Source organism: Streptomyces sp. NPDC091280, from assembly GCF_044768565.1.
In the GTDB taxonomy this organism is placed as follows: domain Bacteria; phylum Actinomycetota; class Actinomycetes; order Streptomycetales; family Streptomycetaceae; genus Streptomyces.
This window is the reverse complement of record NZ_JBIVUZ010000021.1, coordinates 131,779-146,700: the sequence shown is the minus strand read 5'-3', so window position 1 is coordinate 146,700 and position 14,922 is coordinate 131,779. Positions and strand designations below refer to the sequence as shown.

Here is a 14,922-nt window from a genome sequence, read left to right as displayed (position 1 = left end):
CCCCGGAGCGCCGCGCCCGCGGGACGGCGGGCGGACCCGCGTCGTCAGTCGCTGGCCAGGACGAACGAGGTCTGCGCCTTGGCGAACCCGGAGGCAGCCGCCTCCACCAGATAGGTCCCCGCACCGGCGGACCCGGCCGCGGGAGTCGCGCACTCGGGCGCGCTCGGCTTCCGGTCCCACTTCAGGGTGTAGTTCACGCTGCCCCCGGCGGTCACCCGGTAGTACACGCTCCCGGAACCCTTCGGGCAGTCCGCGGAGGACCAGTAGTCGGCGGCACCCCCCGCCTCGGTGATCGTCAACACCGTGCTCTTGGGCCCGAGATCGATCTTGCAGTCGCTGCTGGACGAGTTCTTGGCGGTCAGCACGAACGTCGGCGTCTGGTCCGGCGAGTACGAGTTGTGCAGACTCCGCAGACTCAACTGCACCGCGCCGGCAGTGCAGTTGGGCAGGGTCGAATCGGCCGGAACCGTGGTCCCCGTAGCACTCCCGCCACTGGACCCCGCGCTGCCGCCGCCGTCCCCGGTCCCCCCGGCGGAGCCGCTGTCCCCCGAGGACCCGTCACCGGAACCGGACCCGCTGCCGTCACCGCTGCCGCTGCTCCCGCTGCTCGACTCGTCGCGCCCGCCGGGGTGTTGGCTGATGGCGGGCCCGGTGCCGGACGGACCGGCGGTGATGGTGGGCGCGGGAGTCCGGCCGTTCTTGCCCCCGTCCGCGCCGTTCTTGCTGCCCCCGCCACCCGAGGTGACGATCCAGGTGATCAGCAGCGCCAGCAGGGCGACCACGGACACCATGAGGACCCTCCGTCGCCAATAGATGGAGGAGGGAAGCGGCCCGACCGGATTGCGCAGAGATCCCACGGCTCAAACCTTACGAGACAACGGGGAGTTACCTCGCCCCACCCGCCGCTCCGACCCCAACTTTTCCGGATCATCATCCCGGCAACCCCGCCTGGAACAAGGCGGAATGGAGCACGCCCCGCACCGCCACACCCCCCGACCCCCACCCGCCGTGGCAGGATCGGAACCGCCATGACTGCGCCCACGAACCCCCCGCACACCACGTCCACGAACGGCGAGCACCTGCACGCCGCCGTGATCGACTGGTTCGAAGACAACGCCCGCGACCTCCCCTGGCGCCGCCCCGACGCCGGCCCCTGGGGCGTGATGGTCAGCGAGTTCATGCTCCAGCAGACCCCGGTCTCCCGCGTCCTGCCGGTCTACGAACAGTGGCTGGCCCGCTGGCCCCGCCCCGCCGACCTCGCCCAGGACGCCCCCGGCGAAGCCGTCCGCGCCTGGGGCCGCCTCGGCTACCCCCGCCGCGCCCTGCGCCTGCACGGCGCCGCGACCGCCATAACGGAACGGCACGGCGGCGACGTCCCCACCGACCACGCGCAGCTGCTCGCCCTCCCCGGCATCGGCGAGTACACGGCCGCCGCGGTCGCCTCCTTCGCCTACGGCCAGCGCCACGCCGTACTCGACACCAACGTCCGCCGGGTCTTCGCGCGCGCGGTCACCGGCGTCCAGTACCCCCCGAACGCCACGACGGCCGCCGAGCGCAAACTCGCCCGCGCCCTGCTCCCCGAGGACGAGCCGACCGCCGCCCGCTGGGCCGCCGCCTCCATGGAACTCGGCGCGCTGGTCTGCACGGCGAAGAACGAGACCTGCCACCGCTGCCCGATCTCGGCCCAGTGCGCCTGGAACCTGGCCGGCAAACCGGACCACGAGGGCCCGGCCCGGCGCGGTCAGACGTACGCCGGCACGGACCGCCAGGTCCGCGGCAAACTCCTGGCCGTGCTCCGCGACGCGCACACCCCCGTCCCGCAGTCCGCCCTCGACCGCGTGTGGCACGAACCGGTGCAGCGGGCCAGGGCACTGGACGGACTGGTCGCGGACGGCCTCGTGGAACCGCTCCCGAACGCCCTGTACCAACTCCCCGCGACCCGCGCCTGACGCAGGGTCAATTCACAGCCTCACGCACCACCCCACGGCACATCACAGCCACCACCCAGCCCTCACGGCACTCGAACGGCGCCCAAACCGCCCCATATCCACCCCAAAAACTCCGCCCCCTTACCCCGGACCTACTTCCGTTACACAACCGACGGACAGCCGAGCGCTCCCCGCAGGCTGCTCCGCACAGTGCCGTGACAACCCCTCCGTAGCTTCATTCCTGTGCCGCAGACCGGCGGGACACAGCAGAGGACAACCGGCAGCAGGCGGGTCGGAAACGGGGATGGAGGCGGTTGATCATGGCGCAGGGCGAGGTGCTCGAATTCGAGGAGTACGTCCGCACCCGGCAGGACGCGTTGCTGCGCAGCGCCCGCCGGCTGGTGCCGGACCCGGTCGACGCCCAGGACCTGCTCCAGACCGCGCTGGTACGGACGTACGGCCGCTGGGAGACCATCGAGGACAAGCGCCTCGCGGACGCCTATCTGCGCCGCGTCATGATCAACACCCGCACCGAGTGGTGGCGGGCCCGCAAGCTCGAAGAGGTGCCCACCGAGCAGCTTCCGGACGCGAGCGTCGACGACGCGACCGAACAGCACGCGGACCGGGCGCTTCTTATGGACATCATGAAAGTTCTCGCTCCGAAACAGCGCAGTGTCGTCGTCCTGCGACACTGGGAGCAGATGTCCACGGAGGAGACGGCCGCCGCCCTCGGCATGTCGGCCGGTACGGTCAAGAGCACGCTGCACCGGGCGCTCGCCCGGCTCCGGGAGGAGCTGGAAGCCCGCGATCTGGACGCACGCGCGCTGGAGCGTGAGGAGCGGGAGCGTTGCGCGGCCTGAGCGGCGACACCCCTGAGCCCGGCCCGGGCGACACCCTGGGGCCGGGCAGGGCACACGGCGGCTCCGAGGCGGCGTTCACGGCGATGGCCGTGCTCGCCGCCCTGGCCCTGTTGGTGTCCGGCTGCGCCACGGGCGGCACCGGCGCGCGGGACGAGGGCCCGGCGCACTCCGACTCGGTGGGCGTGGCCGAGGTGCCCTCCGCCTCGCCGTCCGCGACCGCCGACGACCATGTCGACGCGGTGAAACTCGTCAAGGACGATCCGAAGGTGTCGGCGGCGGTCAAACACGAGCTGAAACCCTGCGTCGCCGACGAGTACGCGGTCGACGTGTCGTACGGCGAGCTGACCGGCGGTACCGTCAACGACGTCGTCGTCAACGTGATGACCTGCGGCGACGCGGTCGGCATCGGCTCGTACGTGTACCGCGCGACCGGCGGGACGTACGAGAATGTCTTCAAGGCCGAGGAACCCCCGGTCTACGCGGAGATCGACCGCGGTGATCTGGTCGTCACCAAGCAGGTGTACGAGAAGGGCGACCCGGTGTCGAGCCCGTCCGGCGAGAACGTGATCACGTACCGGTGGACCGCGGGCCGTTTCGTCCAGGAGTACAGCACCCACAACGAGTACAGCAACGCGGTCGGAGGCGACGCGTCACCCGCCCCGAGCGGAAACTGAACGGAATCCGGGCGGGGGCGAACCGATCGGCCCCTCCGATCCGATCCTTCAGTGATTGCGAGTGATCGCGATCGATTGCAAGTGATCGTGAGTGAACGCGGACGCCGTCCCAGGCGTCCCATGCTTGAGAACGACCCACACGAGGACTGAGAGCACCGGGATGGCAGACCAGACCCACGTCCTGTTCGTCGAGGACGACGACGTCATCCGTGAGGCCACCCAACTCGCCCTGGAGCGGGACGGCTTCGCGGTCACGGCGATGCCCGACGGGCTGTCGGGCCTGGAGGCGTTCCGGGCGAACCGCCCCGACATCGCGCTCCTGGACGTGATGGTCCCCGGCCTGGACGGCGTGAGCCTGTGCCGCCGCATCCGGGACGACTCGACGGTTCCGGTGATCATGCTGTCGGCGCGCGCCGACTCCATCGACGTCGTCCTCGGCCTGGAGGCGGGCGCGGACGACTACGTCACCAAGCCCTTCGACGGCGCCGTCCTGGTGGCCCGCATCCGAGCCGTGCTGCGCCGCTTCGGCCACGCGGGCGGCGCCGACCGCACGGACGCGGACCCGGCACCGGTCGACGGCGGAGTGCTCACCTTCGGCGACCTGGAGATCGACACCGAGGGCATGGAGGTGCTCAGGGCCGGACAGCAGGTGGCGCTGACCCCGACCGAGATGCGCCTGCTCCTGGAGTTCTCCTCGGCGCCGGGCACGGTCCTCTCCCGCGACAAGCTCCTGGAACGGGTCTGGGACTACGGCTGGGGCGGTGACACCCGGGTCGTGGACGTCCATGTGCAGCGGCTGCGCACGAAGATCGGCCAGGACCGGATCGAGACGGTCCGCGGCTTCGGCTACAAGTTGAAGGCCTGAGCAGCGGTATGCGGGGGAATTCACGGCGCAGAGTCCCGTCGTTCATGGACAGAATGGACAGAGCGGGCATCCGTACGGGCCTGAGATGGAAGCTCAGCGCGGCCATCGCGCTCGTCGGCACGCTGGTCGCCATCGCGCTCAGCCTGGTCGTCCACAACGCGGCCCGCGTCTCGATGCTGGACAACGCGCGCGACCTCGCCGACGAGCGGGTCCAGATCGCCCAGCGCAACTACGAACTGTCCGGGCGGCCCAACTTCCCCAGCATCAAGATCGACGACCCGAGCCTCCCGTCGGCCCTGCGCCAGAAGGTCCAGGAGGGCCGCCGGGCCACCTACGTCACCGACCGGCCGCACGGCATCCCCGACATCTGGGCGGCCGTACCGCTCAAGGACGGCCATGTGATGTCGCTGCACACCGCGTTCACCGACCGCAGCACGGACATCCTCAAGGACCTCGACCAGGCCCTGGTGATCGGCTCGATCGCGGCGGTGCTCGGCGGCAGCGCGCTGGGCGTCCTGATCGGCGGCCAGCTCTCGCGCCGGCTGCGCAAGGCGGCCGTCGCGGCGAACCAGGTCGCCAAGGGCGAGACGGACGTACGGGTACGGGACGCGATCGGCGGAGTCGTACGGGACGAGACCGACGACCTCGCGCGCGCGGTGGACGCGATGACGGACGCGCTGCAACAGCGGCTCGAAGCGGAACGCCGGGTCACCGCGGACATCGCGCACGAGTTGCGCACCCCGGTGACGGGCCTGCTGACGGCGGCCGAACTCCTCCCGCCGGGCCGCCCCACGGAACTCGTCCTGGACCGCGCCAAGGCGATGCGCACCCTCGTCGAGGACGTCCTGGAGGTCGCCCGCCTCGACGGGGCCTCCGAGCGGGCCGAGTTGCAGGACATCATGCTGGGCGACTTCGTGAGCCGCCGGGTGATCGCGAAGGACCCGGACGCGGTGGTGCACGTCGTCCACGAGTCGGCCGTCACCACCGACCCGCGCCGCCTGGAGCGCGTGCTGTTCAACCTGCTGGCCAACGCCGCCCGGCACGGCAAGCCGCCGATCGAGGTCTCGGTCGAGGGCCGGGTCATCCGGGTCCGCGACCACGGCCCCGGCTTCCCCGAGGAACTCCTCGCGGAGGGCCCGAGCCGCTTCCGCACCGGCAGCAAGGACCGCGCGGGCCACGGCCACGGCCTCGGCCTGACCATCGCGGCCGGCCAGGCCAGAGTCCTCGGCGCCCGCCTGACCTTCCGCAACGTCCGCCCGGCCGGCGCCCCGGACCACATCCCGGCAGAGGGCGCGGTAGCAGTCCTCTGGCTCCCGGAACACGCCCCGACGAACACGGGGAGCTATCCGATGCTGCCGTAGGTGCTCGTTGCTGCCGTAGGTGCTCGTTTCGGGGCCCCCTCCCCTCCCCTCCCCTTCCTTCAGGTACTCGCCACCATCACCTCCTCCCCCCGAGAAGGCCCCGCCCCGTCCTGACTCCCCCCGAAGTACCGCTCCGCGAGATCCCCGGCGGACACGTGCCGCACCTCCCGGAAGCCGCACTCGCGGCCCAGCTCCAGCATCTGTTCCGGTGTGAAGAAGCTCAGGAAGGGTGTGCCCGCCGCACGAGCCCCCCGTACCGCGACCTCCAACTGTGCGCGCTGCTCCGGTTCCACGTCGTCGACCGGTCGTAGGAACGTCGTGACCAGGGTGGAGCCGGGGGCGAGTCCGGCGACGTGTCGGAACATGGTGGTGATCGCGTCCAGGGTGAGGTACATGGTGACGCCGGTCGCGGCGACCACCGCGGGCCGCCCGGTGTCGAGCCCGGAGGCGGCCAACCGTCCCCACCAGTCGCCTTCGAAGTCCACCGGCACGAACCGCAGCCAGTCCGGCACCTCGTACCCCAGCTCCGCCAGCCGCCGTCGTTTCCAGGCCTGGGTGCCGGGCCGTTCGACCTCGAACACCCTTATTCTCCGGCCCAGTTCGGGCCGCCGCTGGGCGAACGTGTCCAGCCCCGCGCCGAGCACGACGTACTGGTCCACCCCCGTCGCGGCCCGCTCCGCCACCACGTCCTCGACGAAGCGCGCCCGCGCCACGATCGACGCGCGGATCCGCCGGGTCGCCTCGACGTCCATGTCGGGACGCTCCCGCCAGTCGTCCCCGGGATCGACGAGCCGCAGCCCGACCTCGTCCTCGATGACATGCGGTGCCGGATCGACGCGGACATGCAGGGCCCGCCACAGCGCGACCCGCACCGCCGTGTGATCCGGCTCGACCTCCTCCACCACCGGCCCCCCGCCCCCGCCCCCGCTCACGCGAAGTCCTTGGAGAAGTCGAGCTCCTCGCGGCGCTCGGTCAGCGAGTACCAGTTGCCGCTGTCGTCACGGAAGATCGCCTCGACGCCGTACGGCCGCTCCGTGGGCTCCTGGATGAACTCGACCCCGCGCTCCTTGAAGGTCGCGTAGTCCCCTCGGCAGTCGTCCGTACGGAACGCCCCCGCGCCCAGCACTCCCTTGCCGACCAGTTTCTTCAGCGCCTCGGCGGACTCGGGGTCGAGACCGGGGCCGTCGAGGCTCATCAGCGCGAGCTCGACGCCCGGCTGGTTCTTGGCTCCGACGGTGATCCACTTCATGTCCCCCATCGAGATGTCGTCCCGGACCTCGAAGTCCAGTTTCTCGGTGAAGAAGGCCCTGGTGCGCTGTTGGTCGAAGGTCCACACGGTGGTGATGCCCAGCCCTTGGATCATGGCTCCGCTCTCCTGTCGGACGAGGTCGAGGTCGGGATCGGGTTCGGGATCGGGATCGGCATCGGAGTGGATTCCGGTGCCCCTTCCTCACCGTAGGCAGGGCGGGCGGCGGCACGCTTCTTCGAAGTTGCGGAGGGAAAACCGCCGGCCCAGAGCATCGCGTAGCACCCGGGGATGAGGGCGGCCCCGCGGCCCACGTGTTCGCTCCGGTACTCGCTCGGAGACAGCCCGGTCCGTGCCTTGAAGCGGGCCGAGAACGTACCGAGGCTGCTGAAGCCGACGAGATGGCAGATCTCCGTGACCGAGAGATCGGCGCAGCGGAGCATCTCCTCGGCCCGCTCGATACGGCGATGGATCAGATACTGGCCCGGCGTCTCGCCGTAGGCCTCCTTGAAGGCGCGGATGAAGTGGTACCGCGAATATCCGGCATGCGCGGCCACCGCGCCCAGGTCGAGTTCCGGCTCGGCCCAGTCGCGGTCCATGGCGTCCTTCGCGAGACGCAACTGCCGCATTTTGTCCATGCGACCGATGGTGGCACGGCCCACTGACAACGGGTCCGCCGACGACCCACGGCCGGCGACGGACGACAGACGACGAGGTACCCCAGACCCCAGACCACACCCCGCATACCGCGCACGCCCCGCGCACCCCACGCACGCCCCACACCGCGCACGCCCCACACCGGAAAAACACGAAGGCCCCCCGGGGCGGACACCCACCGGGGGACCTTCAGCTCACTGCGGCCGGTTCAGACGGCCTCGACGATCGGCAGCTTCTCCGCGACGCCCTCGCCGGAACCCTCGGCCTTCGGGCCCGCGCCCTTCAGCGGGACCTCCTTGACGAACACCGCCGCCACCAGCGCCAGCACCGTCACCACGGCGCCCAGCAGGAACGCGGAGTGGATGCCGGCCGACACCGCGTGCTGGTACGCCTCGCGCGCCAGCGCCGGCAGCTTCGCCAGGCTCTTCGCGTCCAGCTGCGCGGACTGCTCGGTCACCTTGGAGCCGAGCGCCCCGGCCCGCTGGCTCATGACGTCCTGCACCCGGTTGTTGAACAGCGCGCCCATGATCGCGACACCGAACGACGAACCGAGCGTCCGCGACAGCGTGCTCGTGGAGGACGCGACGCCCATGTCCTTCATCTCGACGCTGTTCTGCGCGACCAGCATGGTGATCTGCATCAGGCAGCCCATGCCGAGCCCGACGACGGCCATGTACACACCGGACATGAACCGGGTCGTGTCGGTGTCCATGGTCGACAGCAGGTACAGACCGACGCCCATCAGCACGCTTCCGGTGACCGGAAACACCTTGTAGCGGCCGGTGTTGGTGGTCACCCGCCCCGCGACCATGGAGGTCACGAGCATCGCGCCGAGCATCGGCAGGAGCAGCAGCCCGGAGTTGGTCGCGGACGCGCCCTGCACGGACTGCTGGTACAGCGGGAGGAACAGGGTCGCGCCGAACATCACGAAGCCGGTGATGAAGCCGATGAGCGCCATCAGGGTGAAGTTGCGGCTGCGGAAGATGTGCAGCGGTACGACCGGCTCGGTGGCCTTGGTCTGCCAGAACACGAACCCGATGAGCGCGGCCACACCGAGCGCGATCAGCTCCATGATCCGTACGGAGGTCCAGGCGTACTGCGAGCCGCCCCACGTGGTGACGAGCACGATGGAGGTGATGCCGACGGTGAGCAGCCCGGCGCCCAGGTAGTCGATCCGCGCCTGCGAGCGCTTCTTCGGCAGGTGCAGTACGGCGCTGATGGCGGCGAGCGCGATCACACCGAGCGGCAGGTTGATGTAGAAGGACCAGCGCCAGCCCCAGTTGTCGGTGATGGTGCCGCCGACCAGCGGTCCGCCGATCATCGCGAGCGCCATGACGCCGGCCATCATGCCCTGGTACTTGCCCCGCTCACGCGGCGGGATGAGGTCGCCGATGATCGCCATGACGCCGACCATCAGACCGCCGGCGCCGAGGCCCTGGATGGCGCGGAAGCCGATCAGCTGCCCCATGTTCTGGGCCATGCCGCTGAGCGCGGAACCGAAGAGGAAGATCACGATCGAGGTCATGAAGGCGCCCTTGCGCCCGTACATGTCACCGAGCTTGCCCCACAGGGGAGTCGAGCTGGCGGTGGCGAGCGTGTAGGCCGTGACGACCCACGAGAGGTGCTCAAGCCCGCCCAGCTCGCCGACGATCGTCGGCATGGCCGTGCCCACGATCATGTTGTCGAGCATCGCGAGCATCATGGTGATCATCAGGGCGAGCAGGACGACCCGCACGCTCTTGGGCTGCTTCTCGGTCTCCTCCGGCCCGGTGTCGACCTTCTGTGTGTCCGCCATCGTTCCCACTCCCCTAGAACCCGCCGCATATCGCTACCGTCCGGCCACTTACTTGCCGCCCGGCTAGTTGACTACACTGGGGAAGGTAGACCCGTAACTAGCCGGGCGTCAAGTAAGTTTGCTGGAGCATGAGACGAATGGGCGGCACCATGGACGGCACCAAGCGGCAACGTCGCGGAGACACCCGCCAGCGCATCCAGGACGTCGCGCTCGAACTCTTCGCCGAGCAGGGCTACGAGAAGACCTCGCTGCGCGAGATCGCCGAGCACCTGGACGTCACCAAGGCGGCTCTCTACTACCACTTCAAGACCAAGGAAGAGATCCTGGTCAGCATCTTCGACGACCTCACCAAGCCCATCGAGGACCTGATCGAGTGGGGCCGCGACCAGCCGCACACCCTGGAGACCAAGCAGGAGATCGTACGGCGCTACGGCGACGCGCTGGACGGCGCGTCCCCGCTGTTCCGCTTCATGCAGGAGAACCAGGCGACGGTACGGGACCTGCGCATCGGCGAACGCTTCAAGGACCGTATGCGCGGTCTGCGGGAGATCGTCATCGACCCGGACTCCAGCCTGGTCGACCAGGTCCGCTCGCTCAGCGCGATCTTCACGCTGCACGCCGGCATGTTCGCCGTACAGGACCTCGAAGGCGACCCCGAGGACAAGCGCAAGGCCGTCCTGGAGGTCGCCACCGACATGATCACCCAGGCCCACGCGGGCGCGCGGCCCGCACGGGAGGAGTCCGTTCCGGAAGGGTCCGTACCGGAAAGAGCCGTACCGGAAGGCTCCTAGACGGTCACGCCCTTGCCGCGCAGGAACGCGACCGGGTCGACGGCCGAGCCGTAGTTGGCGGTCGTACGGATCTCGAAGTGCAGGTGCGGGCCCGTGGAGTTGCCGGTGTTGCCGGACAGGGCGATGTGCTGACCGGTGCTGACGACCTGGCCGACCTTCACGTCTATGCGCGAGAGGTGGGCGTACTGCGAGTAGGTGCCGTTGCCGTGCTTGATGACGATGGCGTTGCCGTACGCGGCCCCGTCACCGGCACCGTTGGCGCCGGCCTTGACGACGGTGCCGCCGTGCGCGGCCACGACCTCGGTGCCGCTGGCCACGGCGAAGTCCTGCCCGCTGTGGGTGGACTGCCACAGGCCGCCGGCCTGGGCGAAGCTCGCGGAGAGCGTGTACTTCTTGACCGGGTCGACCCAGGAGGCGGCGGTCTTGGCGCTGACCGCCTTCGGCGCGACACTCGCGGTGGCGGCGCTCGCGACCCCGGTGCCCAGCACGGCGGTGGCCCCCAGCCCGACGGCCAGGACGGCCACCCGGGTGCGGAGCGGAGTCGTACGGGAAGAGCGGGACGTGGAGCGCTGGAACATCGGAACCTCACGGGGACGGGGACAGAAAAGCCACCCGGCGCACGGACGGCCACCGGATGACACGTCCATTGGTAACCCCGGCCCCCACGAACCCCCAAACACCCGTTCTACGACGGAAGCTAGTACTTCAGCACAAAACTTCCCGCTTCTTGACAGAGCGCCCGTTCACCATGAATCACCCACCTGACGGCAAAATCGCCCATCTGGTTCCAAACGAAAAGCACTATTTGCCCGAATTCCGGCGTACGACTACTCGCCCTAGTAGGGCCGGAATCGCCTGTGCGGCTTGTCACCGGGCGGGGCGCTCGCCGACCGCGGGAATGTGACGCAGACCCCTATACACCTACCGTCCAGTAACCTTACGGTTCCCCTCACGCCACCCTCGCCCGCGAGCATGCCTTCCGCACCGGCACCGCACAGACGACGTGAGAGGAACCCCCACCCCCATGACGAGACGACGCCCCTGGGCCCGCCGTACCGCCACCGTCGCCGTGACCGCCGCCGCCCTCGCGGCGCTGACCGTCCCCGCCGAGGCCGCGACGACGAGCGCGGCCACCGCGAGCGCCACGGTGGACTACGCGACCTGGCAGACCGACTGCCAGGCGGTCATGGACCAGGCCCTGCCGTACCTCAAGCAGCGCATCGCGGCCACGAAGCCCGGCGAGAAGCAGGCGATCGTCTTCGACATCGACAACACCACCCTGGAGACCGACTTCGGCTTCAGCTGGCCCCAGCCCGCCAACAAGCCGGTCCTCGCGGTCGCCAAGTACGCCCAGGAGCACGGGGTTTCGCTGTTCTTCGTCACGGCCCGCCCGGGGATCATCTACCTCCCCACCGAGTACAACCTCGAACACGACGGCTACGACGTCGACGGCCTCTACGTCCGCGGCCTCTTCGACCTGTTCAAGGACGTCGCCACGTACAAGACCGCCCAGCGGGTCGACATCGAGAACAAGGGCTACACGATCATCGCGAACATCGGCAACAGCGCCACCGACCTGTCGGGCGGCCACGCCGAGAAGACGTTCAAACTGCCGGACTACAACGGTCAGTTGTCGTAGAGACCGGTGAGCGACCGGCCGACGACCGGTTAGGCTCCATCCGCTCACGGAACTCGGGGGAGGGTGGCGGATGGAGCCCGCGGTACTCGGCGGCAAACTGGCGTCCAGCCTGATCGCACCGCTGGTGAAACGGCTGTTCGTCGCGGACGGTCCCGGCGCGGGACTGACCGACAGACCGGTCCGGCTCTCCTCCCTCGTCTCCTTCAAGGGCGAGAAGCGCGTGCTGGGCGAGAAGGACGTCCGCAAGCTCGCCGAGCACTTCGTCGAGCGGGCGATGGACTCCCCCGGCGAGCACCCCTTCCGCTCCGCCGAACGGACCGCCGTGGCCGACGCGTTGGCCCGCCGCCTGCTCGCCCTCGGCGACCTCGACATGGACGACGTCCAGGCCGTACGACTCGGACACCGCGAACTGGCACGGCAGTTGGGACACAACGCCCCGGCCCCCGACGGACTCTCCACCGACGCCCGCTACTTCCTCGACTCGGCGACCGAGTGGTCCTGCCTCCAGATCCTGGAGTTCTTCACCCGCCGCTCCACCTTCGTGGCCCGCACCCTCGTCGAGCAGACCCGCGCCCAGGCCGAACTCATCGCCCGGATCGACGAGTTGATCGCCCGCAGCCCACGCCCCGGCGCCGAGGACCGAAGCTTCGAACGCCGCTACCTCCCGTACGTCGCCGAACGCCACAACCACATCACCATCTACGGCATCGACCTGCGCGACTCCCCGGACCGCTGGCCGCTCGAAGTGGCGTATCTGAGCCTGGAGGCGACGGACGACCGGGCCTTCCCCGACGACCGCGCGGACACGGCCGCCGTCACCCGCCAACTCCCCGCCGAGGAAGCCCTGCTCGCCTACGACCGGGTCCTCCTGCGCGGCGACGCGGGTTCCGGCAAGACGACGCTGGTGCAGTGGCTCGCGGTGACGGCGGCACGGGACGGCGACCGCATCCCGTACGTCCTCCCCCTGCGCACACTGATCCGCACCGGCCAACTCCCCGCCCCGGCGGCCTTCCTGACGGCGGTGGGCTGCCCGTTGTCCCCGCCGGACGGCTGGACCGAACGCGTCCTGACCGCCGGCCGGGCCCTGGTCCTGGTCGACGGCCTGGACGAGATCCCGTCCGCCGACCGCCACCGCACCCGCGACTGGCTGCTGTCCCTGATCCGCGCCTTCCCCGGCAACCGCTGGCTCCTCACCTCCCGCCCCACCGCCGTACGCCCCGACTGGCTGGCCTCCGAGGGCTTCCACGAACTGACCCTGGCCCCCATGCGCCGCCCCGAGGTGAAGACCTTCGTCGAGCGCTGGCACGCGGCGGCCCAGGCCCCGGAGTACGAGATCCCGCTCCTGGACTCCCTCCGCACCAAACGCGACCTGGCCCGCCTCGCCACCAACCCCCTGATGTGCGGCCTGATCTGCGCCCTGCACCGCGAACGCCGCGGCTATCTCCCCACGGGCCGCAAGGAGTTGTACGACGCCGCCCTCACGATGCTGCTCACCCGCCGGGACCGGGAGCGGGGCATGGACACCCTGGAGGGCACCGAACTGGGCGAGGAGGCCCAGCTGGAGATCCTCCAACGCCTCGCGTACGCCCTGGTGTTGAGCGGTCGCACAGAGATGGACGAGGAGACGGCCGAGGGGATCGTCGAACGATGCCTGCCCACGGTCGCGGGGCAGGGCGACGCCCGGACGGTACTGCGGGACCTCCTCCTGAGAAGCGGCCTGCTGCGCCAACCCGCCGACGGCGTACTGGACTTCGTCCACCGCACCTTCCAGGACTACCTGGGCGCGCGCTACGCCGTCGAGGAGGGCCACCTCGACGTCCTCACCAGCCGCGCGGACGACACCCAGTGGGAGGACGTGATCCGCATGGGCGTGGCCCACGCCCGCCCACGCGAACGGGTCGTACTGCTAAGGCAGTTGCTGTCCCGCGACGAACCCCGCCTGACACTGCTGGCACTGGCCTGCCTGGAGCACGCGACCGCGTTGGATCCGGGGGTACGGGCGGAGGTGGAGGAACGGGCAGCCGCGCTGATTCCGCCGCGTTCGACGCGGGACGCGCACGCGGTGGCGGAGGCGGGCCCGCTGGTCCTGGAGTTGCTACCGGGCCCGGACGGGCTGACGGACGAGGAGGCGCGGGCCGTCACGGTCACCGCGTCGGTCCTGGGCGCCGAGGAACCCGCGGGCGCACTGGCCGTACTGCGCCGCTTCCGCGCCCATCCGGACCTCGGTGTACGGCGTCAACTCGCCGGCACCTGGGAGCGGTTCGACACCGAGGAGTACGCGGTCGAGGTGCTCGACCAACTGCTCCGGGACGATCTGTTCCTGGGGTGCGCGTCACCGGAACAACTGGCCGCCCTGCGCGTGATGCGCCCGTGGCACAGACTGTCGGTCACCGGGTCGCACGGGCTGAACAGGATCGTGGACGCCGTCGTGGATCCGGACTCGCTCGAAGTCCTGACGCTCGCAGGCAACCATGACGTGAAGAGCCTCTACGACCTGCGTGCCTTCCGGTTCCTGAACCGGCTGTCGCTGCGCGACTGTTTCGAGGCCCGGGACCTCGGCAGCCTCTCCGAACTGCCTCTCACCGACCTGTCGTTCGGCGAGATCGAAGACCCGTCGGGCCTACGGGTTCTGCACGGCCTGAGCCGACTCTCCGTGAACCATCAGTTCCCGGGCGGGAGCCTGCCCGATCACCTGCCTCTGGACTCGCCTCTGCAATACCTGTACCTGGGCCCGGAGACGCTGGCCGCCACCGGCCTGCGAGGTCTGGGGCATTGGCCGACCCTCACCACACTCAGTCTCGACGGGGTCGGCGACACTCTGAACGACACGGACTGGCAGCAGGTGAACAGCCTGCCCGCCCTCCAAAACCTCGTTCTGAGCACGTTCCCCGCCTACGACGCCCTGGACTCGATGCCGGAACTGCCCTCCATCACATCGCTCCGCCTCCCGGACCGGTACATGGCCCAGCACCACGTCCGCACCCTCAGTGCCCGACTCCCCGGCCTGCGCACGGTGACCGTCAACCCGAACGACGGCGAGTTCCCCATCGACATGTACGCCGACCTCTTCCCCGGCGCGCGGGTCACCCTGTACCAGCCCTGAGCA

14 protein-coding genes are annotated in these 14,922 nt (G+C 69.9%); 8 read left to right on the top strand and 6 right to left on the bottom strand.

The window, feature by feature from the left end; genetic code table 11:
• Positions 1-44: 44 nt before the first annotated feature.
• Complete coding sequence (locus ACIQPR_RS44775; protein ID WP_403661985.1) at positions 45-857, bottom strand: hypothetical protein; 813 nt, start codon at positions 855-857, stop codon at positions 45-47.
• Positions 858-1,028: 171 nt separating this feature from the next.
• Between ACIQPR_RS44775 and ACIQPR_RS44770 the strand changes: the two genes are divergently transcribed.
• From ACIQPR_RS44770 to cseC, 5 genes are all read left to right on the top strand, one after another.
• Entirely contained in the window at positions 1,029-1,949 is a 921-nt protein-coding gene (locus ACIQPR_RS44770) for an A/G-specific adenine glycosylase (RefSeq protein WP_403661982.1), read from the top strand.
• 299 nt (positions 1,950-2,248) lie between these two features.
• Positions 2,249-2,788: a SigE family RNA polymerase sigma factor gene (locus tag ACIQPR_RS44765; RefSeq protein WP_019064956.1), complete on the top strand. Its 540-nt coding sequence runs from the start codon at positions 2,249-2,251 to the stop codon at positions 2,786-2,788.
• Positions 2,776-3,462 (top strand): hypothetical protein, encoded by a 687-nt coding sequence (locus ACIQPR_RS44760; protein ID WP_403661979.1) that lies wholly within the window; start codon positions 2,776-2,778, stop codon positions 3,460-3,462. Before ACIQPR_RS44765 ends, ACIQPR_RS44760 begins: the two co-directional genes overlap by 13 nt.
• Before the next feature lie 160 nt (positions 3,463-3,622).
• On the top strand, positions 3,623-4,327 hold the full coding sequence (cseB, locus tag ACIQPR_RS44755; RefSeq protein WP_403661977.1) for a two-component system response regulator CseB: 705 nt from the start codon (positions 3,623-3,625) through the stop codon (positions 4,325-4,327).
• Between the two features lie 8 nt (positions 4,328-4,335).
• Positions 4,336-5,688, top strand: coding sequence for a two-component system sensor histidine kinase CseC (gene cseC / locus ACIQPR_RS44750; RefSeq protein ID WP_403661974.1), 1,353 nt, complete (start codon positions 4,336-4,338; stop codon positions 5,686-5,688).
• Positions 5,689-5,747: 59 nt separating this feature from the next.
• Here cseC and ACIQPR_RS44745 read toward each other — a convergent pair whose 3' ends face one another.
• The 4 genes from ACIQPR_RS44745 to ACIQPR_RS44730 all read right to left on the bottom strand — a co-directional run bounded on the left by ACIQPR_RS44745 (position 5,748) and on the right by ACIQPR_RS44730 (position 9,386).
• Entirely contained in the window at positions 5,748-6,620 is an 873-nt protein-coding gene (locus tag ACIQPR_RS44745) for a class I SAM-dependent methyltransferase (protein WP_403661971.1), read from the bottom strand.
• On the bottom strand, positions 6,617-7,051 hold the full coding sequence (locus ACIQPR_RS44740) for a VOC family protein (RefSeq protein WP_403661968.1): 435 nt from the start codon (positions 7,049-7,051) through the stop codon (positions 6,617-6,619). Before ACIQPR_RS44740 ends, ACIQPR_RS44745 begins: the two co-directional genes overlap by 4 nt.
• Positions 7,048-7,563: a helix-turn-helix transcriptional regulator gene (locus ACIQPR_RS44735; RefSeq protein WP_403662058.1), complete on the bottom strand. Its 516-nt coding sequence runs from the start codon at positions 7,561-7,563 to the stop codon at positions 7,048-7,050. The genes ACIQPR_RS44740 and ACIQPR_RS44735 overlap by 4 nt, the downstream gene beginning before the upstream one ends.
• 236 nt (positions 7,564-7,799) lie before the next feature.
• Complete coding sequence (locus ACIQPR_RS44730; protein WP_403661965.1) at positions 7,800-9,386, bottom strand: MDR family MFS transporter; 1,587 nt, start codon at positions 9,384-9,386, stop codon at positions 7,800-7,802.
• 137 nt (positions 9,387-9,523) lie between these two features.
• On the opposite strand from ACIQPR_RS44730, the gene ACIQPR_RS44725 reads away from it, so the two are divergent.
• On the top strand, positions 9,524-10,177 hold the full coding sequence (locus ACIQPR_RS44725) for a TetR/AcrR family transcriptional regulator (protein WP_403662055.1): 654 nt from the start codon (positions 9,524-9,526) through the stop codon (positions 10,175-10,177).
• Here the strand turns inward: ACIQPR_RS44725 and ACIQPR_RS44720 are convergent.
• Entirely contained in the window at positions 10,174-10,755 is a 582-nt protein-coding gene (locus ACIQPR_RS44720; RefSeq protein ID WP_403661962.1) for a M23 family metallopeptidase, read from the bottom strand. The genes ACIQPR_RS44725 and ACIQPR_RS44720 overlap by 4 nt on opposite strands.
• 446 nt (positions 10,756-11,201) lie before the next feature.
• Between ACIQPR_RS44720 and ACIQPR_RS44715 the strand changes: the two genes are divergently transcribed.
• On the top strand, positions 11,202-11,816 hold the full coding sequence (locus tag ACIQPR_RS44715) for an HAD family acid phosphatase (RefSeq protein WP_403661959.1): 615 nt from the start codon (positions 11,202-11,204) through the stop codon (positions 11,814-11,816).
• Positions 11,817-11,886: 70 nt separating this feature from the next.
• Complete coding sequence (locus tag ACIQPR_RS44710; protein ID WP_403661956.1) at positions 11,887-14,919, top strand: NACHT domain-containing protein; 3,033 nt, start codon at positions 11,887-11,889, stop codon at positions 14,917-14,919.
• Positions 14,920-14,922: the final 3 nt, after the last annotated feature.